Origin of the sequence: Kocuria tytonicola, assembly GCF_003687455.1 — a bacterium.
In the GTDB taxonomy this organism is placed as follows: Bacteria; Actinomycetota; Actinomycetes; order Actinomycetales; family Micrococcaceae; genus Kocuria; species Kocuria tytonicola.
Genome location: NZ_PHOA01000007.1, coordinates 21,282 through 44,775, shown reverse-complemented (window position 1 = coordinate 44,775; position 23,494 = coordinate 21,282). Strand labels below are relative to the sequence as shown.

The 23,494-nt window shown below is 70.1% G+C and carries 26 protein-coding genes; 14 read left to right on the top strand and 12 right to left on the bottom strand.

Annotated features, from left to right (window positions below):
• The 4 genes from CWC38_RS02040 to CWC38_RS02025 form a co-directional block, all read left to right on the top strand.
• Positions 1-1,008, top strand: a 1,008-nt coding sequence (locus tag CWC38_RS02040) for an L-serine ammonia-lyase (RefSeq protein WP_121845172.1), incomplete at its 5' end; no start/stop codon positions are given.
• A gap of 46 nt (positions 1,009-1,054) precedes the next feature.
• Complete coding sequence (arsB, locus tag CWC38_RS02035; protein ID WP_121845168.1) at positions 1,055-2,152, top strand: ACR3 family arsenite efflux transporter; 1,098 nt, start codon at positions 1,055-1,057, stop codon at positions 2,150-2,152.
• 153 nt (positions 2,153-2,305) lie between these two features.
• Positions 2,306-2,812 carry a metallophosphoesterase family protein gene (locus CWC38_RS02030; protein WP_121845167.1) on the top strand — a complete coding sequence of 169 codons (507 nt, stop codon included), beginning with the start codon at positions 2,306-2,308 and terminating at the stop codon, positions 2,810-2,812.
• A gap of 120 nt (positions 2,813-2,932) precedes the next feature.
• Positions 2,933-4,885, top strand: coding sequence for a glycerophosphodiester phosphodiesterase family protein (locus CWC38_RS02025; protein ID WP_165860317.1), 1,953 nt, complete (start codon positions 2,933-2,935; stop codon positions 4,883-4,885).
• Positions 4,886-4,965: 80 nt separating this feature from the next.
• Here the strand turns inward: CWC38_RS02025 and CWC38_RS02020 are convergent, their stop codons facing one another.
• Positions 4,966-5,187, bottom strand: a complete 222-nt coding sequence (locus tag CWC38_RS02020; protein ID WP_121845165.1) for a hypothetical protein — start codon at positions 5,185-5,187, stop codon at positions 4,966-4,968.
• A 67-nt stretch (positions 5,188-5,254) separates the two neighbouring features.
• On the opposite strand from CWC38_RS02020, the gene thpR reads away from it, so the two are divergent.
• The 3 genes from thpR (at position 5,255) to CWC38_RS02000 (ending at position 9,076) form a co-directional block, all read left to right on the top strand.
• On the top strand, positions 5,255-5,851 hold the full coding sequence (thpR, locus tag CWC38_RS02015) for an RNA 2',3'-cyclic phosphodiesterase (protein ID WP_121845164.1): 597 nt from the start codon (positions 5,255-5,257) through the stop codon (positions 5,849-5,851).
• Between the two features lie 451 nt (positions 5,852-6,302).
• Positions 6,303-7,628, top strand: a complete 1,326-nt coding sequence (locus tag CWC38_RS02005; RefSeq protein WP_121845162.1) for an MFS transporter — start codon at positions 6,303-6,305, stop codon at positions 7,626-7,628.
• Between the two features lie 215 nt (positions 7,629-7,843).
• Positions 7,844-9,076: a M20 family metallo-hydrolase gene (locus CWC38_RS02000; protein ID WP_121845161.1), complete on the top strand. Its 1,233-nt coding sequence runs from the start codon at positions 7,844-7,846 to the stop codon at positions 9,074-9,076.
• 147 nt (positions 9,077-9,223) lie between these two features.
• Here the strand turns inward: CWC38_RS02000 and CWC38_RS01995 are convergent, their stop codons facing one another.
• Positions 9,224-9,454 (bottom strand): hypothetical protein, encoded by a 231-nt coding sequence (locus CWC38_RS01995; RefSeq protein WP_121845160.1) that lies wholly within the window; start codon positions 9,452-9,454, stop codon positions 9,224-9,226.
• Between the two features lie 163 nt (positions 9,455-9,617).
• Between CWC38_RS01995 and CWC38_RS01990 the strand changes: the two genes are divergently transcribed.
• From CWC38_RS01990 to CWC38_RS01975, 4 genes are all read left to right on the top strand, one after another.
• A complete protein-coding gene (locus CWC38_RS01990) occupies positions 9,618-9,845 on the top strand; it encodes a hypothetical protein (protein WP_124106132.1) in 228 nt (75 codons plus the stop codon).
• 151 nt (positions 9,846-9,996) lie between these two features.
• Entirely contained in the window at positions 9,997-10,560 is a 564-nt protein-coding gene (locus CWC38_RS01985; protein ID WP_121845158.1) for a hypothetical protein, read from the top strand.
• 101 nt (positions 10,561-10,661) lie between these two features.
• Entirely contained in the window at positions 10,662-11,831 is a 1,170-nt protein-coding gene (locus CWC38_RS01980) for a CaiB/BaiF CoA transferase family protein (RefSeq protein ID WP_121845157.1), read from the top strand.
• Between the two features lie 57 nt (positions 11,832-11,888).
• Positions 11,889-13,064, top strand: coding sequence for an acyl-CoA dehydrogenase family protein (locus CWC38_RS01975; protein ID WP_206059839.1), 1,176 nt, complete (start codon positions 11,889-11,891; stop codon positions 13,062-13,064).
• A gap of 129 nt (positions 13,065-13,193) precedes the next feature.
• On the opposite strand, the gene CWC38_RS01970 is transcribed toward CWC38_RS01975, so the two are convergent.
• Both CWC38_RS01970 and CWC38_RS01965 read right to left on the bottom strand, forming a co-directional pair.
• The gene (locus CWC38_RS01970; protein WP_240624997.1) at positions 13,194-14,225 is read right to left on the bottom strand and encodes an N-acetylglucosamine kinase; all 1,032 of its coding nucleotides are present in this window, start codon (positions 14,223-14,225) and stop codon (positions 13,194-13,196) included.
• Positions 14,226-14,228: 3 nt separating this feature from the next.
• Complete coding sequence (locus tag CWC38_RS01965; protein WP_121845155.1) at positions 14,229-14,552, bottom strand: putative quinol monooxygenase; 324 nt, start codon at positions 14,550-14,552, stop codon at positions 14,229-14,231.
• A 122-nt stretch (positions 14,553-14,674) separates the two neighbouring features.
• Here CWC38_RS01965 and CWC38_RS01960 point away from each other — a divergent pair, with 122 nt between their 5' ends.
• The gene (locus CWC38_RS01960; RefSeq protein ID WP_121845154.1) at positions 14,675-16,057 is read left to right on the top strand and encodes an MFS transporter; all 1,383 of its coding nucleotides are present in this window, start codon (positions 14,675-14,677) and stop codon (positions 16,055-16,057) included.
• Between the two features lie 89 nt (positions 16,058-16,146).
• Here the strand turns inward: CWC38_RS01960 and CWC38_RS01955 are convergent, their stop codons facing one another.
• The 3 genes from CWC38_RS01955 to CWC38_RS01945 all read right to left on the bottom strand — a co-directional run bounded on the left by CWC38_RS01955 (position 16,147) and on the right by CWC38_RS01945 (position 17,780).
• Positions 16,147-16,338 carry a CsbD family protein gene (locus CWC38_RS01955; RefSeq protein WP_121845153.1) on the bottom strand — a complete coding sequence of 64 codons (192 nt, stop codon included), beginning with the start codon at positions 16,336-16,338 and terminating at the stop codon, positions 16,147-16,149.
• Positions 16,339-16,440: 102 nt separating this feature from the next.
• Positions 16,441-17,397 (bottom strand): hypothetical protein, encoded by a 957-nt coding sequence (locus CWC38_RS01950; RefSeq protein ID WP_121845152.1) that lies wholly within the window; start codon positions 17,395-17,397, stop codon positions 16,441-16,443.
• Between the two features lie 236 nt (positions 17,398-17,633).
• Positions 17,634-17,780 carry a DUF488 family protein, N3 subclade gene (locus tag CWC38_RS01945; protein WP_206059838.1) on the bottom strand — a complete coding sequence of 49 codons (147 nt, stop codon included), beginning with the start codon at positions 17,778-17,780 and terminating at the stop codon, positions 17,634-17,636.
• Positions 17,781-17,987: 207 nt separating this feature from the next.
• On the opposite strand from CWC38_RS01945, the gene CWC38_RS01940 reads away from it, so the two are divergent.
• Positions 17,988-18,644 (top strand): isochorismatase family protein, encoded by a 657-nt coding sequence (locus CWC38_RS01940; protein WP_121845151.1) that lies wholly within the window; start codon positions 17,988-17,990, stop codon positions 18,642-18,644.
• 18 nt (positions 18,645-18,662) lie between these two features.
• Here CWC38_RS01940 and CWC38_RS01935 read toward each other — a convergent pair whose 3' ends face one another.
• The 4 genes from CWC38_RS01935 to CWC38_RS01920 all read right to left on the bottom strand — a co-directional run bounded on the left by CWC38_RS01935 (position 18,663) and on the right by CWC38_RS01920 (position 21,073).
• Entirely contained in the window at positions 18,663-19,025 is a 363-nt protein-coding gene (locus tag CWC38_RS01935) for a GNAT family N-acetyltransferase (RefSeq protein ID WP_121845150.1), read from the bottom strand.
• A 185-nt stretch (positions 19,026-19,210) separates the two neighbouring features.
• Positions 19,211-20,335, bottom strand: a complete 1,125-nt coding sequence (locus CWC38_RS01930) for a pirin family protein (RefSeq protein ID WP_121845149.1) — start codon at positions 20,333-20,335, stop codon at positions 19,211-19,213.
• Positions 20,332-20,820 carry a carboxymuconolactone decarboxylase family protein gene (locus CWC38_RS01925; RefSeq protein WP_121845148.1) on the bottom strand — a complete coding sequence of 163 codons (489 nt, stop codon included), beginning with the start codon at positions 20,818-20,820 and terminating at the stop codon, positions 20,332-20,334. The genes CWC38_RS01930 and CWC38_RS01925 overlap by 4 nt, the downstream gene beginning before the upstream one ends.
• A 13-nt stretch (positions 20,821-20,833) precedes the next feature.
• The gene (locus CWC38_RS01920) at positions 20,834-21,073 is read right to left on the bottom strand and encodes a hypothetical protein (protein WP_121845147.1); all 240 of its coding nucleotides are present in this window, start codon (positions 21,071-21,073) and stop codon (positions 20,834-20,836) included.
• Positions 21,074-21,250: 177 nt separating this feature from the next.
• Here CWC38_RS01920 and CWC38_RS01915 point away from each other — a divergent pair, with 177 nt between their 5' ends.
• Complete coding sequence (locus tag CWC38_RS01915) at positions 21,251-22,684, top strand: gamma-aminobutyraldehyde dehydrogenase (RefSeq protein WP_121845146.1); 1,434 nt, start codon at positions 21,251-21,253, stop codon at positions 22,682-22,684.
• Between the two features lie 15 nt (positions 22,685-22,699).
• Here the strand turns inward: CWC38_RS01915 and CWC38_RS01910 are convergent, their stop codons facing one another.
• Positions 22,700-23,392, bottom strand: a complete 693-nt coding sequence (locus tag CWC38_RS01910; protein WP_240624996.1) for a TetR/AcrR family transcriptional regulator — start codon at positions 23,390-23,392, stop codon at positions 22,700-22,702.
• Positions 23,393-23,494: the final 102 nt, after the last annotated feature.

The window sequence follows — 23,494 nt, the reverse complement described above, 5'->3', positions numbered from 1 at the left end:
CACCCCAACGGCATGAGCTTCACGGCGTACGACGACGCCGGGGACGTCGTCCGCGACAGCGTCTACTACTCGGTGGGCGGCGGCTTCGTGGTGGACGACTCCAAGAGCAGCGCGGACAAGATCGTGGAGGACACCACCCCGGTGAAGTACCCGTTCAGCACGGGTGACGAGCTGCTGGCCATCTGCGAGACCGAGAACCTGTCCATCGCACGGGTCATGGCCGCCAACGAGCTCTCGTGGCGGCCCGCCCAGGAGACCCGGGACCAGCTGCTGCACATCTGGTCCGTCATGCAGGAGTGCGTGGAGAACGGCTGCACCCGCGAGGAGAAGACCCTGCCCGGGGGACTGAAGGTGCGGCGTCGTGCGCCGGAGATGCGCAAGCGCCTGCTGACCAAGGAGCCCGGCAACGATCCCCTGTACGGCATGGACTGGGTGAACCTGTACGCGCTCGCGGTGAACGAGGAGAACGCGTCCGGCGGGCGCATCGTCACGGCCCCCACCAATGGCGCGGCCGGGATCATCCCGGCGGTGCTGCACTTCTACACGCGGTTCATGGAGGACGCGTGCGACGACAAGATCGTGGACTTCCTGCTCACCGCCGCCGCGATCGGGATCGTGATCAAGGAGAATGCGTCCATCTCCGGCGCCGAGGTGGGCTGCCAGGGTGAGGTGGGCTCCGCGTGCTCCATGGCGGCGGCCGGACTGTGTGCCGTGCTCGGCGGCAGCGCCCGCCAGGTGGAGTGCGCCGCGGAGATGGGCATCGAGCACAACCTGGGCCTCACGTGCGACCCCGTGGGTGGGCTCGTGCAGATCCCGTGCATCGAGCGCAACGCGATCGCCAGCGTCAAGGCCATCAACTCCGCGCGGCTGTCCATGCAGGGCGACGGCATCCACAAGGTCTCCCTGGACCAAGTGGTCAAGACCATGCGCGAGACCGGCGCGGACATGAAGATCAAGTACAAGGAGACCTCCCGCGGCGGTCTGGCCGTGAACGTCATCGAGTGCTGAGCGCCCTCGGCTCCCGCACACCCGCCACGCGAAGGACCTCCCACCCATGACCGCCTCCCCGTCCACCCGGCCCGGCGAGAGCCCCTCGGTGCTGCGGGAGATGTCCTTCCTGGACCGCTGGCTTCCCGTGTGGATCCTGGTGGCCATGGCGGCAGGGCTGCTGCTCGGGCGCTTCGTCCCCGCCCTGGGAACGGCCCTGGAGTCCGTGAGGGTGGGTCAGGTCTCCCTGCCCATCGCCCTGGGTCTGCTGGTGATGATGTACCCGGTCCTGGCCAAGGTCCGCTACGACGAGACCTCCCGGGTCACCGGGGACCGGCGCCTGCTGGTCCTCTCCCTGCTGCTCAACTGGGTGGTGGGCCCGGCGGTGATGTTCGCGCTCGCGTGGCTGCTGCTGCCGGAGCTGCCCGAGTACCGCACGGGACTGGTGATCGTGGGTCTGGCCCGGTGCATTGCCATGGTGCTGATCTGGAACGACCTGGCGTGCGGTGACCGGGAGGCCGCCGCGGTGCTGGTGGCCGTCAACTCCGTGTTCCAGGTGCTCGCGTTCGGCCTGCTGGGGTGGTTCTACCTGCAGGTGCTGCCCGCCTGGCTGGGCCTGCCCACCACGTCCGCCGAGTTCTCGGTGGGGGCCATCGTGGTCTCCGTGCTCGTGTTCCTGGGCATCCCGCTGCTCGCCGGGTTCCTCACCCGCGTGCTGGGCGAGCGGGCCAAGGGACGGCAGTGGTACGAGGAGTGCTTCCTGCCTCGGATCGGACCCTGGGCACTGTACGGGCTGCTGTTCACCATCGTGGTGCTCTTCGCGCTCCAGGGGGACGCCGTCATCTCGCAGCCGTGGGACGTGGCCCGGATCGCCCTTCCCCTGCTGTGCTACTTCGCCATCATGTTCGCGCTGGGGATGTTCGGCTCCCGCGCCGCCGGGCTGGGCTACGCCAGGTCCACCACCGTGGCGTTCACCGCCGCGGGCAACAACTTCGAGCTCGCCATCGCGGTGGCCATCGGGACGTTCGGGGTCACCTCCGGCCAGGCGCTGGCCGGAGTGGTGGGTCCGCTGATCGAGGTCCCGGTGCTCGTGGCACTGGTCTACGTCTCGGTCTGGCTGGGTCCCCGTCTCTTCCCGGGCGACCCCACCGTCCCCTCCCGCTGAGGTGCCGGCAGCCGGGCCCTCGGGCCGCCCGGCCCTTGCCGAGCACGACGACGCCGCCGCCCCCGGGGTTCCACCCTCCGGCTCGTCCCCCTGGGCCGCGGGGCTCTGCGCTGCGGGAACCGGGGCCGTCCACGAGCGCGCGAGAATGGAGCCATGACCACTTCTCTGCTGCTGCTCGCGGACACCCACCTGCCCAAGCGCGCCAAGGACCTGCCCACGCAGGTGTGGGACGAGGTGGAGGCCGCGGACGTCGTCGTGCACGCCGGTGACTGGGTGGACCTGGCCACGTTCGAGGCGCTGCGGGAGCGCTCCCGCCGCCTGGTGTGCGTGTGGGGCAACAACGACGGCCCCGAGCTGCGCGCGCAGATGCCGGAGACCGCCCGGTGGGAGCTGGAGGGCCTGCGCTGGGCCATGACCCACGAGACCGGCGCGAAGCAGGGCCGGGAGAAGCGCATGGACGCCGCGTTCCCGGACACGGAAGTGCTGGTGTTCGGCCACAGCCACATCCCGTGGGACACCGTGGCCCCCTCCGGGATGCGGCTGCTCAACCCCGGCTCACCCACGGACCGCAGACGGCAGCCGCACTGCACGTACATGCGGGTCACGGCGGACGCCGGGCGGCTGACGGACGTGCAGCTCGTGGAGCTGCCCCGGCGCTGAGGCGACAGCGGTGCCACCCCGCGGGTGTGACGCAGATCATTCCTCGGGTGGGTAGGCTGGGCGCACGCCTCACGGCGGTCCCTGCCGATGCCCACTGAGCCCACACCCCAGGAGCACCACATGCCCGCCGAAACCCCGGGTGCGTCCACCGACGTCGCCTCCTCGACCGCACCCTCCACCGCGGCACCGCGCCGACCGCGCAGCAACCTCCCCCGGCAGCTCACGCTGGGCGGTCTGGTGGGTGGATTCCGCTCCACGATCGGCCGATTCCTGCAGTACCAGGTCCTGGCCGCGCTCCTGGTGGGACTGGTGACCCTGCCGCTGTTCCGGCTGGCACTGACCGGGCTGATCCGCTGGTCCGGGCGCAGGGCGATCTCCAGCGGGGACTACCTCTCCTTCCTGCTCTCCGTGCAGGGCATTGTGCTGGTGCTCGTGGGACTGCTGGTCCTGAGCCTGCTGGTCGTCATCAACATCAACGGCCTCATGCTGATCGCAGCGGACAGCCTCAAGGGCCACCGGAAGGGCACTCTGTGGGGGGACCTCAAGGCCGCTCTGGCCTCGTTCCCCCGCTTCGTGCAGCCGGCTGGCCTGCTCATCCTGGCGTACGTGGGGCTGGTGGTGCCGCTGACGGGCATGGGGTTCGGTCTCTCCGCGCTGAGCGGTCTGCGCATCCCGAACTTCATCACGAGCGTGATCTACGCGAACCCGCTCTACATGACCGGGTACGTGGTGCTGCTCGCGCTCCTGGCGGTGGTGGGGGCGCTCAGCATCTTCGTCTTCCACTCCGTGCTGCTGCGGGGAACCACGGTCTGGGGTGGCTTCCGCTTCTCGTGGCGGCTCGTGCGCCAGCAGGCGCGGCTGTTCTTCCTGGGGCTGCTGCCCCGGCTGCTCCTACTGTTCCTGATCGCGGGCGCAGCGGTCGTGGTGCTCCTGCTCCTCGCGGCCCTGCCCGGGGAGCTTCTGCAGCCGCAGAGCTTCGGTGCCCGCTTCGCCCTGCTGACCGGACTGCTGCTGGCCGCCGTGGTGCTGGCCATCGCCGGGTTCGTCCTGGCACCCTTCGCGATCTACGTGCAGACGGCGTTCTTCGTGGTGGCCGCCCCGCACGTGCGGGAGAGCAGGAAGGTGGAGGAGGAGAGTGGCTCCTCCCCGTTCACCCCCGCCCCGACCGCCGAGGACGTGAGGCAGGCCGAGCACCGGGCCCCGCGGCGTCGTCGTGGGCTGGTGGTGGGCGTCGTGGCCGTGGTGGTGGCCCTGGTCGTGGGGGCGGCCGCCCTGCTGGCGGCGACCTTCGACGACGTCTTCGCCGAGCACCGCGACATGCAGATCGTGGCCCACCGCACCGGCGGGGACCTGGCCCCGGAGAACTCCGTGGCCGGCGTCGATGCCGCAGCGAAGGCCGGTGCCGCGTTCTCCGAGTTCGACGTGCGGCGCACCGCGGACGGCGCGTACATGATCAACCACGACCCCAACCTCAAGCGCGTGACCGGCGACCCCCGGACCATGGAGGAGATGACCTCAGAGCAGATCACCCAGTTGAAGATCCAGAACCAGTTCGGCACCCAGCCCCCGGAGGCGCCCGTGCCCACCCTGGACCAGATCCTGGACGCCGGGAAGAAGGACCAGATCGGCATGTTCGTGGAGCTCAAGGGCCCCACGGCGGACCACCAGATGGCGGAGGACGTGATCCGCACCATCCGCGAGAAGGGCATGGAGGACCAGTCCGTGCTGCTGTCCCTGGACTACGACCTCATCACGTACATCGAGGAGAAGCACCCGGAGATCCAGACCGGCTACCTGTTCTACTTCAGCGTGGGTGAGGCGGACATGCTCGTGGGCGACTACCTCATTCTGGAGGAGGACGCCGCCACCCCGGACCGGATCGCCCGGATCCACGCCGGCGGCAAGAAGGCCATCGTGTGGACGGTGAACACCAAGGAGTCCATGGAGAAGTTCCTGGGCTCGGAGGCGGACGGGCTGATCACGGACCACGTCACGCAGGTCAAGGACACCGAGGAGGAGATGTCCCACCGCACGGACCTGCAACGGGTGGTGGACACGCTGTTCGTCGGGTGAGGCTGCGGTCGCGGTCACGGCTACGGTGAGACGCCGACGGCGCGGGGTTGCGCGCCGTCGGCGGGTCCGTCACCGGGGAGTCAGTCGTCCCTGCCCACGATGAAGCGCGACAACCAGGTGGCCAGCACGCACAGCACCCCGCCGATCGCCAGCAGGGCGGTGACCATGCACAGCATGGCCAGCCCGATGGGAACACCGCCGGAGGGGTCGATGGCTTCCACCTGGAGCCACGTGAAGAACACCGCGAAACCGATCAGGCCCACGGCGGTGAGTGACAGGGAGATCTTCATGGCGGGTTGCACGGCGGCTCCTCAGGGTGGGGTGTGGTTCAGGGTAGTCCTCCGGTGCCCGCGCTCCTAGAGTGGGCGCATGAGGCTTTTCGCCGCCGCATACCCTCCCCGCGCCGCCCGTGAGCACCTGGTGCACGCGCTGGCCGAGGTGCGCGCCCTGACCGGCACCACCCTGCGCTGGGGCGATCCCGAGCAGTGGCACGTGACCCTGGGGTTCTACGGCGAGCAGCCGGAGGGCGCGGTCCCCGATCTCGCGGAGCACCTGCAGGAGGTGGCCCGCGGGTTCCCGCCGCTGCGGGTGGGCCTGCACGGGGCGGGATCGTTCTCCGGCACCACGCTGTGGATCGGACTCGGCGGGGACACCGCGGCGCTCGCGGACCTCATGCACGCCTGCTCCCTGGACCCCGAGGAGCGCTCCCGCCAGCGCGCCCACCTCACCGTCGCCCGTACCTCACGCACCGAGCGCACCCGCCAGGCCAAGGAACGACGCCGCGGCTCACGCGTCCGCGCGCACAGCGGCCCCGAACTCGCCCACGTGGTGCACGCACTGTCCGTGTACGAGGGCCCCGAGTGGACCCTGGGGGAGATCCGCCTGGTCTCCTCCGTGCTGGGAGAGGGGCGTTCGGGAGGGGCGCTGCACACCGACATGGGCCGGTGCGTGCTCACGGGTGCCTGACCGGTGCACCTGCCGAACGTCCAGTTGTGCCGAGCGGACATGTCCAGTGCAGAGTCGGCACGCATCTGTTCGGAGGATTCGCGGAGCGTGGACACAGAAAAAGCCCCGGGCGCATGCAGGACAGAGGCGGCACCGGGGCGTTCTCGTCCTGGCTAGCATTGCCTCGTGACCAGTGGCGACACTCTTCCGGCCATCCGGCAGGCCATCTCCGATCCCCGCTTCGCGCCGTACCTGCGAGAGGCGGGAGGTGACGAGAGGGCCGCCCTCGAGCTGTACACGTGGAGCACGCGGTGGAGCTGTCTGCAGGAGACAGGGAGGACCGAAGGATTGCCTCGGTGATCCGGGCTGCGCGGAGCAGGGAGTGGACGGAGGGCGTCTACCAGGTCTTTCTCCTGACCCGCCCCGGGGATGGCGATCAACGTCTCCGGTCAGTCCATCTAGTGTGGACCCCATGTCCCAGACCACCCGCGCGCCCCGGTCCAGCACGTGGCTGTGGATCATGGTGGCGTGCGCGGTGCTCACCCAGTCCGGGCTGAACCTGTTCCGTCCCATCACCTCGTACAAGCTGCTGGGGCTCGGCGCGGATCCCGTGGTCATCGGCCTCACCACCGCCGCCTACGCCCTGCTGCCCCTGGTCAGCGCGGTGTGGCTGGGCCGCATGTCGGACCGGATTCCCCAGCTGCGCCTGCTGATCCTCTCCGGGGTGGGGCTGCTCGCCCTCGCCGGGGTGGGCCTGGCGCTGGCGAACTCCGTGGGGATGGTCTTCGCCGCGAGTGCCGTCCTGGGCATGGGCCACCTCTGTTTCACGATCGGCGGGCAGACCGCGATCGCGCGCTACGCCGCGGACCGGGACCTGGACAAGGGCTTCGGGTGGTTCACCGCAGCTTTCTCCGCGGGCCAGATGATCGGCCCGGCGCTCGGCGGGTGGATCGTGGGCCACGGCTCGGACATCGCCTCCCCCGAACGCCTCGCGGCCGTGAACGAGAGCCTGTGGATCGGCGTGCTCGTGACGGTCCTCGCCGCTCCGCTGCTGGTCTTCCGTTGTGGTCCGGTCGCGGCGGGCAGCCCCCGGAGCGCAGATGCCGCCAGCACCCCGGACGACGACGCCGCGGCACCCACCGCGCCCCAGGGCACCATCGCGCCGGACACCTCACCACCCGCGACGTCGGACCCCGCCCATAACGCACCGCGAGCCGACGAGCGCCCGGACGTCCTGCGCATCCTGCGCACCCCCGGGATCATGTCCAACATGGTGGCCTCGCTGTCCCTGCTGGCCATGATCGACATCCTCACCGCGTTCCTGCCGCTGGTGGGGGAGGACGCGGGAGTGGCCCCGTCCGTGGTGGGCGTGCTCCTGGGGGTTCGGGGGCTGGCATCCATCGCCTCCCGCCTGCTGCTGCCGTGGCTGTCCGGAAGGTACTCGCGCCGGGCGCTGCTGATCGCGAGCCTGCTGGCCTCCGGACTGGCGCTGATCGTTCCTCCGCTGTTCCTGGACAGCTTCTGGTGGGCCTCCCTCTTCCTGGCCGTGGGTGGGTTCTTCCTGGGCCTGGGCCAGCCACTGACCATGACCCTGATCTCCACGTCCGTGCCCGGCACGTGGCGCGGCTCCGCGCTCGCCGTGCGGCTCATGGGCAACCGGCTGGGCCAGGTGATCCTCCCGGTCGCCGCCGGTGCGGTGGCCGCGCCGTTCGGTCCGGGCGGAGCCATCTGGCTCACGTGCGCGCTGCTGCTCGCCAGCGGTGTGGAGAAGGCGGTGCGGGGCCCGCGCAAGGCGTAGTGCGGCGTCGTCGTCCGGAATGCGCGGGCGGGGAACTGCCCGTCCGTGCAGGGGGTGCGTCGAAGCACCAGAGGGCGGCCGGGGTGGTGCGACCGCGTGTGCCGACCCTGGGGCGCGCGGCTGGCGAGATGCGCGTCACACCCGCGCCGTAGCATGGCCCCACGAGCATCCGCCGGGTCGGTCCCGGCTCCGCACACGCCCCGGGAGGCACGCCCATGACCCAGCACAGCAGCTCCGACTTCCTGGACGCGTTCGCGCAGATGTCCCGCAACGGCGGGCTCGAGTCCGGCGGCGTGGAGCGCCAGGCCGCCACCGAGGCGGACGGACTGAACCGGCAGTGGTTCGCCGGGTGGCTCACGGCACGCGGGGCCACCGTGCACTACGACGCGATCGGCAACCAGTTCGGTCTCTTCGAGCACACCCCCGGCGCGCCGTACGTGCTGGTGGGATCGCACCTGGACTCGCAGCCGCGGGCGGGGCGGTTCGACGGCGCGTACGGCGTCCTTGCCGGGGCGCACGCGTGCGCGGAACTGTTCCGTGCGGCGTCGTCGGGGGAGGTGGAGCTGAGCCGGAACCTGTGCGTCGTGAACTGGTTCAACGAGGAGGGCTGCCGGTTCAAGCCCTCCATGATGGGCAGCTCGGTGTACACCGGCAAGCGGGACCTGGAGGAGACGCTCGAGGTCCGGGACACCGCCGGCGTGAGCGTCCGCGAGGCGCTCGATGCCCTGGGCCAGCGCGGCGAGGACAGCATCCCGGAGGCCACCGCGTACGTGGAGCTGCACATCCAGCAGGGCAAGTCCATGGAGCAGGACGGCTTCACGATCGGCCTGGTGGAGGCCACGTGGGGTGTGCGCAAGTACGAGTTCCTGGTGCTCGGGGAGCAGGCGCACACCGGGTCCACGCTGATCGAGGACCGCAAGGACGCGCTGCTCGGGGCCTCCTTGCTGATCGCCTCGGCCCGGAAGGTTGCACTGGAGCACGACGTCATCACGTCGTGCGGGGAGCTGCTGATCGAGCCCAACTCCCCGGTGGCCGTGGCCCGCGAGGCCCGGCTGGTGATCGACCTCCGCAGCCCGGACGCCGAGCGGCTGAATGCCGCGGACGAGCACTTCGCCCGGGAGGTGGAGGAGGCTGCGCGGGTCGCGAACGTGGAGATCCAGACCGTGAACCGCCACGCCTGGGACGTGCTGGAGTACGCCCCGGAGGGCCTGGCGCTCGCCCAGGAGGTCGTGGCGGAGCTGGACCTGCCCCACACCCGCATCATGACGCTCGCCGGGCACGACTCCACCAACGTGAAGGACGTGCTGCCCACCGTGATGCTGTTCGTCCCCTCCCACCAGGGCATCACCCACAACGAGTACGAGTTCACCTCGAACGAGGACATGCTCGCCGGGCTGGAGATGCTCACCGCCACCCTGCTGCGGGTGGCGCAGGGGGAGCTGGGGTGAGCTCAGGGACCGCGTGCGGCGTCGATACCGAGAAACGGCCCTCTTGTGACTGGTGGCGAGACAACCCCGCACACGAGCGTTTTCCACCGTGCCCGTAGCGACGTGAATGAGACAAGGATCCCGGGTCTGTCCGAGGTTCCTGTCATGTCATCGCTTGTGTGTGGGTGCAGTGCCCTCGCCGTCCTCGCTCAGTTCCGCGGCCTTCAGCCAGAGCCGGTAGCTGCCGAACCCTGCCAGCAGCGCGAGGCCCCAGCCGATGAAGCGCGCGTTCCCGGTGGTCATCTCCGCTGGAAACAGGGCGTAGCGTCCCCAAAACCACACGAGCGCCACCGCCAGGAGTAATGCGGCCAAGGCGCGGAGCCAGGTGGTTCGTCTCATGTGGCGACACTACAGGCGCGGGATTCCGGGGGTACTGCGTCCCCGTCAATTGAAATGTTAAGAATGTGCTGGAGTGCGGCCCCAGACTGGCCAGCCGGCCAGAGTTTCCGAAAATGACCTTGGAACACTGGAACCTGTTCCGGGCGAGTCGTACGGTGAAGTGATGGAACGACCTCTGAACCCGGCAACAAGCCCAATTTTCTTGATCGGTATTGCGGTCATCGTCGCCATTGGCCAGACGCTGACCGCTGGCATGGAGAACTTCTGGTGGCGCCTGTTGGCGATGGTGGTCATCAGCCTTGTTCTGGCGTGGCCGCTCCGGTTCGTCATGAGGGCCTCCGATCGTCGGCTGGAGCGCAAGATGCAGGAAGACGTGCGGTCACGCGGCTAGGGGCTGTGGAGCCCGCTGTTCTGCTCGACGATGGAGCCCCTCCACTCGAATCCCGATGACCCTGGCAAAGTGCTCAAATAGGCGGTACGCGATGCAGAACGGCAACCCGGTCACAGCCGATCTGGTCCCTCCGGCGCTGGCAGGAAGGGGCATGGCTCACTACCGGCTCCTTCTGCCGCTGCGCCATGAGGAAGACGGCGCTTACAGCCCGTGGTCTGCGTTCCTCCCCGGCGGCGTGACTGAAGGGGAGCAGCTGCGGACCATCGACCTCTATGACCTGCGGCACCGTGCGGCGGACGCGGGCGCGGACATGACCGGCTGGGATTCATCACGGGGCAGGGTTTCCGAAGATTTCGTGTGGACCCTCCGAGAGGCGCTGGGTGGGTTCGTGCCCGCTGATGCCACCTGGACCGTGACGCGGTGGCGGGGTTATCGGCACGAACTGGTGGGCGCCGCCCTTGTGACCGTCGGAGATCTGAACTGTGTGCAGCAGGTCCTGAACCTCGACGACACGATGACCAGCATCGGCGAGCTGGGGATGCCGGACTTCATGTGGTCTTCGACTTGCCAGTTCGGGTGGGGTGCACCCCTGTATCCGGACTGGGGCGTCATGACGGTGGCCGCGGATGACTACATCCGGCACTTCATACCCCGGGGGCTCGAAGCCTTCTCCTTTCCGCTCGACGCCACGCTCCCGGACAGCCTGGGAGATTAGGTGCCACACGGCGTCGTCGTTCCCGCCATTCCAGACGCGCGCCCGACGGGTGTGCCCCCGGTCATAGAGTGGGGAGAAACCCCCGACCCGAGGAGGACACCGTGACCGATCCCCTGCCCCTGGACGGCGTGCTCGTCGCCGACTTCTCCCGCGTGCTCGCGGGCCCGCTGTGCACCATGACCCTCGCGGACCTGGGGGCGCGCGTGGTCAAGGTGGAGCGCCCCGGCACCGGGGATGACACCCGGCAGTGGGGCCCGCCGTTCTCCGAGACCGGGCCCACGTACTACGAGTCCGTGAACCGCAACAAGGAGTCCGTGTGCCTGGACCTGCGGGAGGACGAGGGCCGCGAGCTGGCCCGTGAGCTGGCCCTGCGCGCGGACGTGGTGGTGGAGAACTTCAAGCCCGGCGGCATGGCCAAGCTGGGTCTGGGCTACGACGAGATCTCTGCCGAGAACCCCGGGGTGGTCTACGTGTCCGTCTCCGGCTTCGGCACCGCAGGCGGCGCGCACATGCCCGGCTACGACTTCCTGGTGCAGGCCGTGGGCGGGCTCATGAGCATCACCGGCCCCGCGGACGGAGAGCCCACCAAGGCGGGCGTCGCGCTCGTGGACGTGCTCACCGCCAAGGACGCCACGATCGGCACGCTCGCCGCCCTGGAACAACGACGCCGCACGGGTCGCGGCGCGCACATCGACGTCAGCTTGCTCTCCAGCCTGCAGGGCGCGCTGGTCAACCAGGGCCAGGCGTACCTGGGCGCCGGGAAGGTGCCGCAGCGGATGGGCAACGACCACCCGTCGATCGTGCCGTACCAGATGCTGCAGTGCGCGGACGCGCCGCTCACGGTCACGGTGGGCAACCACGGCCAGTTCCGCCGCTTCACGGAGGTCCTGGGGATCCCCGAGGTGGCCGAGGACGAGGACTACGCCACGAACTCCGCCCGCGTGGCCCACCGCACGGAGCTCACGGCCGTGCTGGAGGAGGCGCTGGCCGCGAGGACCGCCTCCGAGTGGCAGCAGGCGCTCACGGAGGCGGGGGTCCCGGCGGGCAAGGTGGCCGGCATCGACGAGGGAGTGGCCCTGGCCGAGGAACTGGGGCTGGAACCCACCGTGGACGTCCAGGACCGCACGGGCGCGACCGTGGGCCGCCAGTTCCGCCACCCCGCTCAGTGGACCCCGCCGCTGCAGTCCCCCACGCAGGCCCCGCCGCAGCTGGGGGAGGACACCGAGGCCGTCACCACGTGGCTGCGGGAGCCCTGGGACCGGCAGATGTGAGAAATCAGGCTCTCCCCCCGGCTACGTGAGGTGTGTCCGCAGTCATACAGTGGTCCCATGAGTGAACTGAATCCCGTGGACGTCATGGACCTGGTGAGCTTCGACTCCCTGCTGTCCGAAGAAGAGATCGCACTGCGCGCCACCGTGCGCGAGTTCGTGGACACCGCCATCAAGCCGAACATCGCCGAGTGGTACGACAACGCCGTGTTCCCCCTGGAGATCGTCCCGGAGATGGCCAAGCTGGGCCTGCTGGGCATGCACCTCAAGGGCTACGGCTGCGCGGGCCGCTCCGCCGTGGAGTACGGTCTGGCCGGTGCGGAGCTCGAGGCCGGCGACTCGGGCCTGCGCACGTTCGTGTCCGTGCAGGGCTCGCTGGCCATGAGCGCCATCTACAAGTGGGGCTCCGAAGAGCAGAAGCAGGAGTGGCTGCCGCAGATGGCCGCGGGTGAGGCCATTGGCTGCTTCGGCCTCACCGAGCCCACCGCGGGCTCCGACCCCTCGTCCATGCAGACCTTCGCCCGCAGGGACGGGGACGACTGGGTGCTCAACGGCGCCAAGCGCTGGATCGGCCTCGCCAGCGTGGCCAGGGTGGCCGTGATCTGGGCGCAGACCGAGGACGGCATCCGCGGCTTCGTGGTCCCCACGGACACCACGGGCTTCCAGGCCACGCCCATCACGAGCAAGCTGTCCATGCGTGCGTCCATCCAGTGCGACATCGAGCTCACGGACGTTCGCCTGCCCGCCTCCGCCATGCTGCCCGCGGCCCAGGGTCTGCGCGGCCCGTTCTCGTGCCTCAACGAGGCCCGCTACGGCATCATCTGGGGTGCCATGGGCGCCGCCCGGGACTCCTTCGAGGCGGCGCTCGCCTACTCCCAGCAGCGCATGCAGTTCGACCGCCCCCTGTCCGGGTACCAGCTCACGCAGCAGAAGCTCGTGAACATGGCCCTGGAGATCGACAAGGGCTTCCTGCTCGCCCTGCAGCTCGGCCGCCTCAAGGATGCCGGGAAGCTGCAGAACCACCAGATCTCGGTGGGCAAGCTGAACAACTGCCGCGAGGCCATCAAGATCGCCCGCGAGGCCCGCACCATCCTGGGCGGCAACGGCGTCACCCTGGACTACTCGCCGCTGCGTCACGCCAACAACCTGGAGTCGGTGCGCACCTACGAGGGCACGGACGAGGTGCACTCCCTGATCCTGGGGCAGCAGCTCACGGGCGTGGGCGCCTTCCGCTGAGTCCGCGCGTCCAGAACCGGGTGCCTCCCCGCGCGGGGAGGCATCCGGTTTTTCATGCGTACGCATGGTTGTCCCGGGGCGACGACGCCGGGCCGCCCGTTCCTGGGAGCGGGCACCTCGCGGGAAGGATCAGGTCGGGTCCGAACGCGCCAGCAGCGGCGCGCCCAGCACCGGCTCACGGTCCAGGAGGGTCACTGACAGTCCGTGCTGCCGCAGCAGTTGCGCCACCCGGTCTCCCACCTCGGACCCGGTGAGCCCACCGCCCACGACCACGGGCAGGGGCTCGTCCATGGCGTGCGCCACCGTGAGCACGAGCTCCGCCAGGTGCCCCGCGGCCACCGCCACCAGTTCGGCCGCCGTGGCATCCCCGGAGGCGGCGAGTTCGCACACGGACCGCGCCAGCCCGGCCCAGTGGGTCCGGTCCGGGCGCTCGTGGAAGGCCCCGATCAGGTCGGCGGGCTCGGCCACCCCGGCGTGCTCCAGCACGGCCCGGGTGAGCGCCTCTCCCTCACACCCGGCGGACGACGCCGCACGGTCCGGTCCTCCGGCCGCGGCCACTGTGGTGGGCCCCTCTGCGCGGGAGGATCCACCTGCCTCGACGAATCCGCCGGATCGCGCGGAGCGCCCGGGCCCCTCCGGGGCGGTGCGCTCAGCGGTACCCGCCTGCTGGGACAGCCGCAGCACCCGGCGCACGGCTTCCCGTCCGATCCAGTACCCGCTGCCCTCGTCTCCCAGCAGGTAGCCCCACCCGCCGGCGCGCACTTCGCGCCCGGAGGCGTCCACGCCCCAGGCCACCGACCCGGTGCCGGCGATCAGCGCGATCCCGGTGGTGTGGCCGCCCGCGGCGAGGATCAGCCGGGTGTCGTGCACCGCCGTCACGGGAGTGCCCGGGTCCAGGGAACCGGCGGAACGGATGAGACCGGCCAGCCGGGCGGCGTCGTGGGCGGTGTCCACACCCCCGGAGCCCGCGACCACCGGTGTGGCGGGGGAGGCCCCCAGCTCGGACAGCACGGAGACCAGGCACGCGCTCGCCTGCTCCGCGGGGACGTTCTGCACGTTCGCGGACCCGGACCGGGCCTCGCGCTCGGGGGTGCCGTCCCGGAACAGGACGCCGCGCGTGTGGGACCCGCCGATGTCCAGGCCCACCAGCTCCGTGGTCACGGACTACTCGGAGACCTGGACCTCGCCCATCTCCTCCCAGCCGTCGCCCTCGATCTGGCGGGAGATGATGCGCGGGGTCTTCACGAGGTACTGCGGGAACTGCTCGGTCATCTTCTGGAAGTGCGGGGAGTTCACGTGGGCCTCCGCGGCGTCCTCCTCGAAGGCCTCCACGAGCACGAACTCGCGGGGGTTCTCCAGGCTGCGGGACCACTCGAACCACTTGTTGCCGGGCTCCTGGCGGGTGGCCTCGGTGAACTCGGCCACGAGCTCCGGCCAGCGCTGCGCGTACTCGTCCTTCGCCTCGAACTTGACCACGATGAAGATCATGAAGGGTCCTCCTGCTGCCTCGTCGGAATGGTTTTCCGCGCTCCAGCATAGGGCCGCGGCCTGCGTGTCACGCGGCGTCACGGGCCCGGGTGCTGCCGGACGAGATGGTTTACGGTGCAAGGATGAGCACCGCGACCGCCAGCCCCCCCGCCTCCCCCGAGGTCTCCCACGAGCAGCGCGTCACCGCACGCCGCGCGGTGGTGGCGTCCTCGATCGGCAACGCGCTCGAGTGGTTCGACATCATCGTCTACTCGTCCCTGGCCGTGGTGATCTCCACCCTGTTCTTCGAGCACGACGGCGTGGACCGCGTGACCGGCACCCTGCTGACCTTCGGCACGTTCGCCGTCTCCTACCTGATCCGCCCGCTCGGCGCCCTGGTCCTGGGCTCCTACGCGGACCGCCACGGCCGCCGCCCTGCGCTGACCATCACCATTGCGCTCATGATGCTGGGCACGCTCATCATGGTCGTGGCGCCCACGTCCGCGGTGATCGGGCCCGCCGCCGCGCTGCTCATCCTGCTGGCACGGCTCGTCCAGGGCTTCTCCGCGGGCGGGGAGTTCGGCACGGCCACCGCGTTCCTGATCGAGAACGCCCCGGACCGGCGCGCTTTCTACGGCTCGTGGCAGGTGGCCACCCAGGGGCTCGCGATCCTCCTGGCCTCGGGATTCGGCTTCGTGCTCACCACCCTGCTGAGCCACGACGCCCTCTACTCGTGGGGCTGGCGCGTGCCCTACGTCTTCGGTCTGCTCATCGGCCCGGTGGGCCTGTTCATCCGGCTTCGCATGGACGAGACCCCGGACTTCGAGGCGCTGCAGGACGAGCGCGAGCGGGCGGCGTCGTCTCCCACCGCCTCGGAGCGGGCTGCGGCCCCGGGGACGGCGACGCCGCGCGCCTCCCTCTGGCGCGGCCCCCTGGCCCAGACCATCGTGCACTCCGCCGGACGGTGGCTCACGGCCTCCGGGGTGGTGGGGCTGGCCTCGATGTCCGTCTACACGATCCTGTTCATGCCCACCTTCTCCATCCAGAACCTGGACCTGCCCTCGTGGGCCGCGTACCTGGGCGGTGTGGTGGCCGGACTGGTGACCCTGGTGGGCTCCCCGTTCGTGGGGCACCTCGCGGACCGGGTGGGCCCCGGGAAGGTGATGCTGGCGGCCGCCGTCCTGGGCGTGGTGGCCGTGTACCCGCTGTTCCTGTGGCTCGTGGCCGTCCCCACGGTCGCCACCCTGACCGCGGTGCAGGCCGTGCTGGGCGTGGTCATGGCTCTGTACTTCGGGCCGCTGCCCGCTCTGCTCACCGAGATGTTCCCCACCGAGATCCGCACCACGGGCATGTCCGTGGCCTACAACCTGGGCGTCACGGTGTTCGGGGGCTTCGCGCCCCTGGCGCTGGCGTGGCTCGTCTCCGCCACGGGCTCCCTCACCGCACCGAGCATCTACTACGCCGCGGTGGCCCTGCTGTCGCTGGTGAGCCTGGTGGTCGCGCGAAAGCGGTACGCGGTGCGCTGAGCACGCGAGCCGCCCCTCCCCGGGCATGCGGAAGGCCCCCGTCGTGTCTCGACGGGGGCCTTCCGGTCAAAGGGTTGCGGGTGCGGAGCTCAGCCCAGCCCGTCCTTCAGGTTCTTGCCGGCGTCCTTGACGTTCTCCACGGACTGCTTGGCGCCACCGGACATCTTGTCCGCAGCGCCTTCAGCCTGCAGATCCTTGTTGTCCGTGGCGTCGCCGACCTTCTCCTTGGCGGCACCGGTTGCCTTCTCCGCAGCATTGCTGATCTTGTCACCGAGTCCCATAAGCATTTCCTTCCGTGGAGCGAACAGGTGCTCACAATGTAGTCCCGCACCGATTCGATGGGAAGACACGGGACGGGAAATTCCTCCGGGGGCGAACCGCGGTCACTGGTAGGAGACGAACCACGGCTTCGGGTCCAGCGCGTAGGTCTGCTGGGGGGTGTACATGGGAGTGTCCTCGTCGTAGAAGTTCTTCCACGCCATGCGGATGCCCTGGGGCAGGCCTTCCTGCAGGGTCTTCCAGGTGCCGGTCTTCAGGTCCGGGGTGCCGTGGCCGTCCGCGTGCAGCACGAGCGCCAGTTCGGGGTGCTGGGTGTTGACCGCCTCCCGGTTCTCGATCATGGGCATGGAGAACTGGTGCAGGATCAGTGCCTTCTGGGGCAGCTGGTTGTCCCGGGTGAGCTGCGCCAGCCACTCCGTGGTCTCGTTGATCTCCCCGGCCCCCACGGAGCCGATCTGCTGCAGGGGCAGCTGGCCCGGTGCCAGGCGCCACTCCGGGTCCAGGGCGAGGCCCACGTTCGGGCGCTTGAGCAGCTCCTCGTACTGCTTGGCCTGGCTGAGGAAGTCCGCCTGGCCGGGCTGCAGGTCCAGCACCACGTACACGTCGTTCTTCTCCGCGGCCTCCACGTACGGCTTGAGCTGCTCCACGGTGGACTCGGTGGAGTAGTTGCCGTCCGGGCCGGGATCGGCGGACGCGGTGGTGGCGATGATCTCGAACGCCGGGACCACCTTCTCCTTGCTGTGGGGCTCGTAGCTCTTCGCCAGCTCCTTGACCCGCCCCACGGACTCCTGCGGCCCCTGCTCGCCCAGCGCTCCCAGGCCGGGTGTGCCCGGGTGGCCGTAGAGCGCCACGAACCGGCGGTCCGGGAACAGGGTGGTGCCCCCGCCGATCAGCTCCGCGGGCTGGGTGGGAGAAGGAGCGGATTCCGGCTGGGTGCTCTGGGACGACGCCGCCGCCCCGCCGTCCGCGGCGTCGTCGCCCTCCGTGGAGCCCGCGCCGCAGCCGGTCAGCAGCAGGAGGGAGCAGAGTGCGGAGGCGAGAGTGGCGGAACGGGAACGCATGGAACGTGACCTCGATCGTGGTGGGGGAAAGGTCCGGTGTGACAGGGATTCACTACCGGGAACCACGGTACGCGGTGGAGCGGTGGAGCGGTGGAGCGGCGTGCCGCGGGAGAGGGCTGCAGGAACCGACGCGGTGTCGAGGGGCGGGGGTGATGTCGCGTGCCGGCGGCGGGGCGTCGTCGGCGCAGGAGGAGGACGGCGGGCGGTTGTGGCGATGCGGAGAGGCGCGGGTGGACTCAGTCCGAGAGGATCTTCTGCAGCACGGCCGCCTGGCTGATGTCCGCCGCCTTGCGGATGCCCCGGGGCCGGACGCGGTCCACCAGCACACGGGTGCCGGCGCTCTGGGCGGGCTCGTCGTAGATCCGTTTCACCACAACGTACATGCTTCCGGAGTACACCGGTCCCTGCGGCCCCTGCGGCCCCTGCGGCCCCTGCGGCCCCTGCGGCCCGTGCAGGCGCGTGCAGCTGCTCCGCCAGTGCACGCGTGAGAGTCTCCTGGATGCCTTTGCTCCGCTGGTGCACCCTGGCCGGGGGCCCGGTCGGCGACTACGTTGGAGGTGCCAGCACTCGGCGGCGTCAAGGAGGACCCCGTGTCGAAGACCCAGCCCGAACCCGTCCGCGATCCGCAGGGCGACCACCTGCTCACACCGCAGAACAGCGCGATCGTCTTCATCGACTTCCAGCCCGGCCAGTACGCGACCATCGGCTCCACCACCAAGGAGGAGATCAACCTGGGCGCGATCACCCTGGCCAAGCTGGCCCGGGCGTACGAGGTCCCCACGATCGTCTCCACCGTGGGCGTGGACCTGGGTGTCAACGAGGGCACCATTCCCGAGCTCATGGCCGAGCTGCAGGGCGTCGAGGAGATCGACCGCACGGGCGTGAACTCGTGGGAGGACGCGGACTTCCGCGCCGCGGTCCGCGCCACCGGGCGCCGCAAGATCATCATGGCCGGGCTGTGGACCGAGGTCTGCCTGGCGTTCCCCACGCTGGACATGCTGCGGGAGGGATACGAGATCTACCCCGTGGTCGACGCCGTGGGAGGTGTCTCCACCGTCTCCCACGAGTCCGCGATCACGCGCATGGTGCAGGCCGGGGCGCAGCCCACCACGTCCGTGGCCGTGGGCTCCGAGCTCATGCGCAACTGGGCGCGTGAGGACGCGGACAAGTTCCGCGCGGTCATCAACGACCACTTCGAACGCAGCCGTGCGGTCCACGGCACGGGCGGGAGCCTCTCGGACCGCTGAGGTGGCAGCGGGCCCGAATCAGCCGCGCAGCGCCGCGAGGTGGTCCGTGGTCGGCTTGACCGTGTGCTGCTCGTACTCGGGATGCTTGGTGATCCAGGCCTTGATGTACGGGCAGAAGACCACGAGCTCGTAGCCGTCCGCGATGGTGGCATCCAGCGCCTCGCGCACCAGGGTGGAGGCCAGCCCGTGCCCGCCGAAGGCGTCGTCCACCTCCGTGTGCGGGAAGATCCGCTGCTTCTTCTCCCCGACCTGGTGGTCGATCGCCACGGTGAAGCCCACGGGGTCTGCGGGGTCACCCACGCGGATCTCGAAGCGCTGGGTGCCCTGCTCGTCGGTGCCCAGGGAGACCTGGGGGTTCTCGAGGGTGGGGTTCTCGCTCATGGCGTCCTCCTCGGACGGTCGGTGTGGTGCTTGGTTCTGGTGGGGCCAGGGGCACTGGGCCGGGTGCTCGCGCCGTGCGTGGATTCCGGAGGGACGTGGGGCGACGACGCCGCACGGCCCCGGCCGGCGCAGGAGGGGGCGTGCGGCGTCGTCGTCCGCGCGGTTCGCCCGACGACGCCGCCCGCTCACCCCCGCGCGCGCAAGGTGGTGTTCGGGAGTTCGGGGGCTGGCAGGGGAGCCGGCTGACCCGGCGGGAACGTGCCGAACTGTGGGAAGGGGCGGCCGTCCCCGTAGGAGCTGCCGAGCAGCTCGTCGACCTCGAAGCCGCCCGTGGCCGTGCCCGCGCGTCCCGCGGGCAGCGGTGAGTCCGCCGAGGGTTCCGTGAAGCCCATCTCTTCCATGTAGGTGCGCCGCCAGGTCTCGATCTCCTCGTGCGAGCGGCCCACGAAGTTCCACCACATCACGATCTGCTCGTTGAGCGGCTGCCCTCCGATCAGCACGGCCAGGGCGGGCTCGTCACCGGCGGTGATCCGCAGAGTGGTGCGCCCGGGGGCGGTGTAGGCGATCGCGTGCCGGGGGATCTCCACGCCGTCGAGCGCGAGGGGGCCGGTGACGCGCAGCAGCCCGTGCTCGTGGTCCGCGGGGACGTCGACCTCCAGGGAGGCTCCCGGCTCCAGGTGCAGCTCCACGCCGGTCAGCGGCAGGCGGGTGGCCACCGGGGAGGTCACCCCGAGCAGCGATCCCAGGAAGACCCGGGCGGAGAAACCCTTCCCGGTGACGAGCTCCGGCCGGTGGCTGTCGAGGCTCGGCTCACCGAAACGGTCCGCTTCAGGGAACGCGTACCAGAGCTGCACGCCGTGCAGCACGGTGGTGTCCTGCGTGGAGAACTCGGAGTGGGTGATCCCGCGCCCGGCGTTCATGAGGTCCACCTCGCCCGGGCGGACCGTGGCCCAGTTGCCGGCGGAGTCGATGTGGTCGATGTGCCCCTCGAACAGCCACGACACCGTGGCCAGGCCCGTGTGCGGGTGGCGGGCGACCTTCATGCCGCCGGTCGCGGCGACGTCATCCGGGCCGTAGGCGTCCAGGAAGCACCACGCGCCGATCAGCGAACGGGCCTTCTGGGGCAGGGTGCGCTGGACCGTCATGCCGCGCGGGCCGCCCAGGGGGACGGCGCGCGGGTGCAGCAGCTCCACGGGCCCGTTCTCCCCGGCCACCACCGTGACCCCGTTGCTCAGTCCGGTTCCGGACGCGGAGCGGTCCGGGTGGTTGGTGCACACCGTGGGCTGCGGGTTCTTCTCGGGGTTGGTCATGACCTGTCCTTCTCACGGCGGACCGGGTGGTGCGACATGATGGAGATGCGGTTGGTCGTGTTGATGGTGATGGCGAGCCACTGCACCGCGGAGTACTGCTCGTCCGTCAGCACCCCGTGGCTCACCACCTGGCACGCGTCGCGGTCCTCGGGGTCGGGCAGCCGGGTGACGGTCTCCGCCAGGGCGAGAGCTGCCTTCTCCTGCTCCGAGTACACGGCGGCGTCCTCCCACGTGGGGAGCAGCCCGCGGCGCTGGTCGCTCACACCGGCCTTGACGGCGCGCCTGGTGTGCACGTCCAGGCAGTACGAGCAGCCGTTGATCTGGGACACGCGCAGCATCACGAGCTCCACGAGCTGCGGGTCCAGTCCAGCCTGCTGCGCCTGCTCCGTGGCGGCGTCGGAGAGCGCCCCGATGGCCTTCCACGCCGCGGGGTTGGACTTGTCCAGGTAGAAGTGCAGTGGATCCTGGGGGGTGTCGGCGCTCATACCCGGCATGATGTCAGATCCTCGGGTGCTGGTCCTGATCGGCCACCCACTGCGGGAAGACGGCGGAGTCGCGCTCGCCCGGGCCGTCGTCCACGAGGCGGCGGGCGGCGTCGAGGATGGGTCCGCCCAGCACGGAGCGCGTGCCAGTGGTGTGGGCGCCGCCCAGGTACGCGGCGATGTTCTTGTGCACGCAGCTCGCGTGGGCGGAGGTCGTGTGGTCGTGGGCCACGACCTTGGGGGTCTTGTCCGCCATGACCACGGAACCGGCGCAGCCACCGGCACCGGTGACCCCGTGCGCAACAGTTCTCCGAGGGGTTTATAAATGAATGACGATCATTTAGAGTGATCTAGACTACAGGCGACTGGCGCGGCCCGGGATCACCACGGGCCGAGCGTTCCGTCGATCCCCCGTTCGGGTAAGGAGACACCCATGGCCGAGACGCTGCAGAACTACATCAACGGGCGGTTCGTGGCCGCCCACGGTCAGGAGACCATCGAGATCGTCAACCCGTCCGACGGGAAGGTCGTCGCCACCTCGCCCGTCTCGGACGAGCAGGACGTCGACGCCGCCTTCGAGGCCGCCGCCGCGGCCGCCAAGACCTGGAACAGGGCCACGCCGGGGGAGCGCCAGGAAGCCCTGCTTAAGCTTGCGGACGCCCTGCAGGAGCACAAGGGCGAGATCGTCGAGGCGCAGCACCGCAACACGGGCCAGCCCAAGGCGCAGATCGGCTCGGAAGAGGTCGACGCCGGTGTGGACAACCTCCGCTTCTTCGCCGGTGCCGCCCGCACGCTCGAGGGCCGCGCCGCCACGGAGTACATGTCCGAGCACACCTCGTACGTCCGCCGCGAGCCGGTAGGTGTCGTCGCGCAGGTCGCACCCTGGAACTACCCCCTGCTGATGGGCATCTGGAAGATCGGCCCCGCACTCGCGGCCGGCAACACCATCGTGCTCAAGCCGAGTGACACCACGCCCGAGTCCACGCTCGTGCTGGCCCGCATCGCCGGTGAGATCCTGCCCCCGGGCGTCCTCAACGTGGTGCTCGGCAGCGCCGCGACCGGTGAGCTGCTCACCACGCACCACGTGCCCGGGATGGTCTCCATCACCGGCTCGGTGCGGGCGGGACAGGCCGTCGCCCGCAGCGCCGCCCAGGGACTCAAGCGCACCCACCTGGAGCTCGGTGGCAAGGCGCCCGCCATCGTCTTCGCCGACGCGGACCTCGAACGCGCCGCCGAGCAGCTCGTCCAGTACGGCACGTTCAACGCCGGCCAGGACTGCACCGCGGTCACGCGCATCCTCGTGGAGAAGAGCGTCGAGGAGAAGTTCGTGAAGCTGCTCGCGGAGCAGGCCGAGAAGACGGTCACGGGCAACGAGGACGAGTCCAAGAACGACTTCGGCCCGCTGAACAACGTCCGTCACTTCGAGGACGTCCGCACGAAGCTCGAGAACATCCCGGCACACGCGACCGTGGTGGCCGGGGGCAAGCCGGTGGAGGGCACGGACGGCTTCTTCGTGGAGCCCACCGTGATCACGGGCATGCACCAGGACGACGCCCTCGTGCAGGAGGAGACCTTCGGACCCGTGCTCACGGTCCAGACGTTCAGCTCGGAGGAGGAGGCGGTGGAGCTCGCGAACGACGTCCTCTACGCGCTGGCCTCCAGCGTGTGGACGTCCGACCACGGCACGGCCATGAGGGTCAGCCGGGACCTGGACTTCGGCTGCGTGTGGGTCAACACCCACATGCTGCTCGTCTCGGAGATGCCCCACGGCGGTTTCAAGCACTCCGGCTACGGCAAGGACCTCTCCCTGTACTCCGTGGAGGAGTACACCCGGGTGAAGCACGTGATGCACTCCCTCGAGGTCTGAGGTGCGGGTCCTGCGTCAGGCCTGGCGCAGGACCGCCAGCTCCTGACGGAACCCGGCGAGGAGGCAGCGCAGGCCGAGGTCGAAGGCCGCGTCCGCTGCGCGGCTTCCCTCCGCGGCGTCGTCGTCGACCGCGAGCGACAGGTTCCGCCGTGCCACGGCCGACGAAAACACTGGTGCGACGTCGTCGAGGTCCCCGGGGTCGAAGATGTCATCGGGAGCCGTGGCATCGTAGGCCGATCCGAAGACCAGAGACTCCACGGCCGTCACCGCACTGACCACCCTGGACTCCGGCCACCCGGCCGCCACCAGACCCGCGGTGACCCTCTCGTACATCCTCAGCGTGTGCGGGGAATTTGCCACCGGCAGCACCGCCATCACGGGGATCAGGGGGATGTTGCGGGCGTAGACGTCCCGGTAGGAGCGGGCCCAGCGTGCCAGGGCCACGTCCCAGTCCTCCGTCCCGAAGGCGGAGCAGTCGATCTCCCTGTTCACCCGGTCCTGGACCAGGATCATGATGTCCCGTTTGGAGCCCACGTGGTTGTAGAGAGCAGAGGCGGAGACGCCCAGGCGCTGCGCCAGCGCGGACATCGTCAGGCCGCGGTAGCCGCGGTCCTGGATCAGGGACAGGGCGGCGTTCGCGATCTTGCGCTGCGTCAGCACCGGGCTGCGCGGCCTCCCACGACGGCGCACGGGGCGTTCCTGCTCCACCGGACCTCCTCCTCGCTGCCGTCTGCCTCCCACGGACTCCACAGTAGATGTGCCGGAACGCGGCACACGACCACAAAATGAACACCCTTCACAATTTCTCGA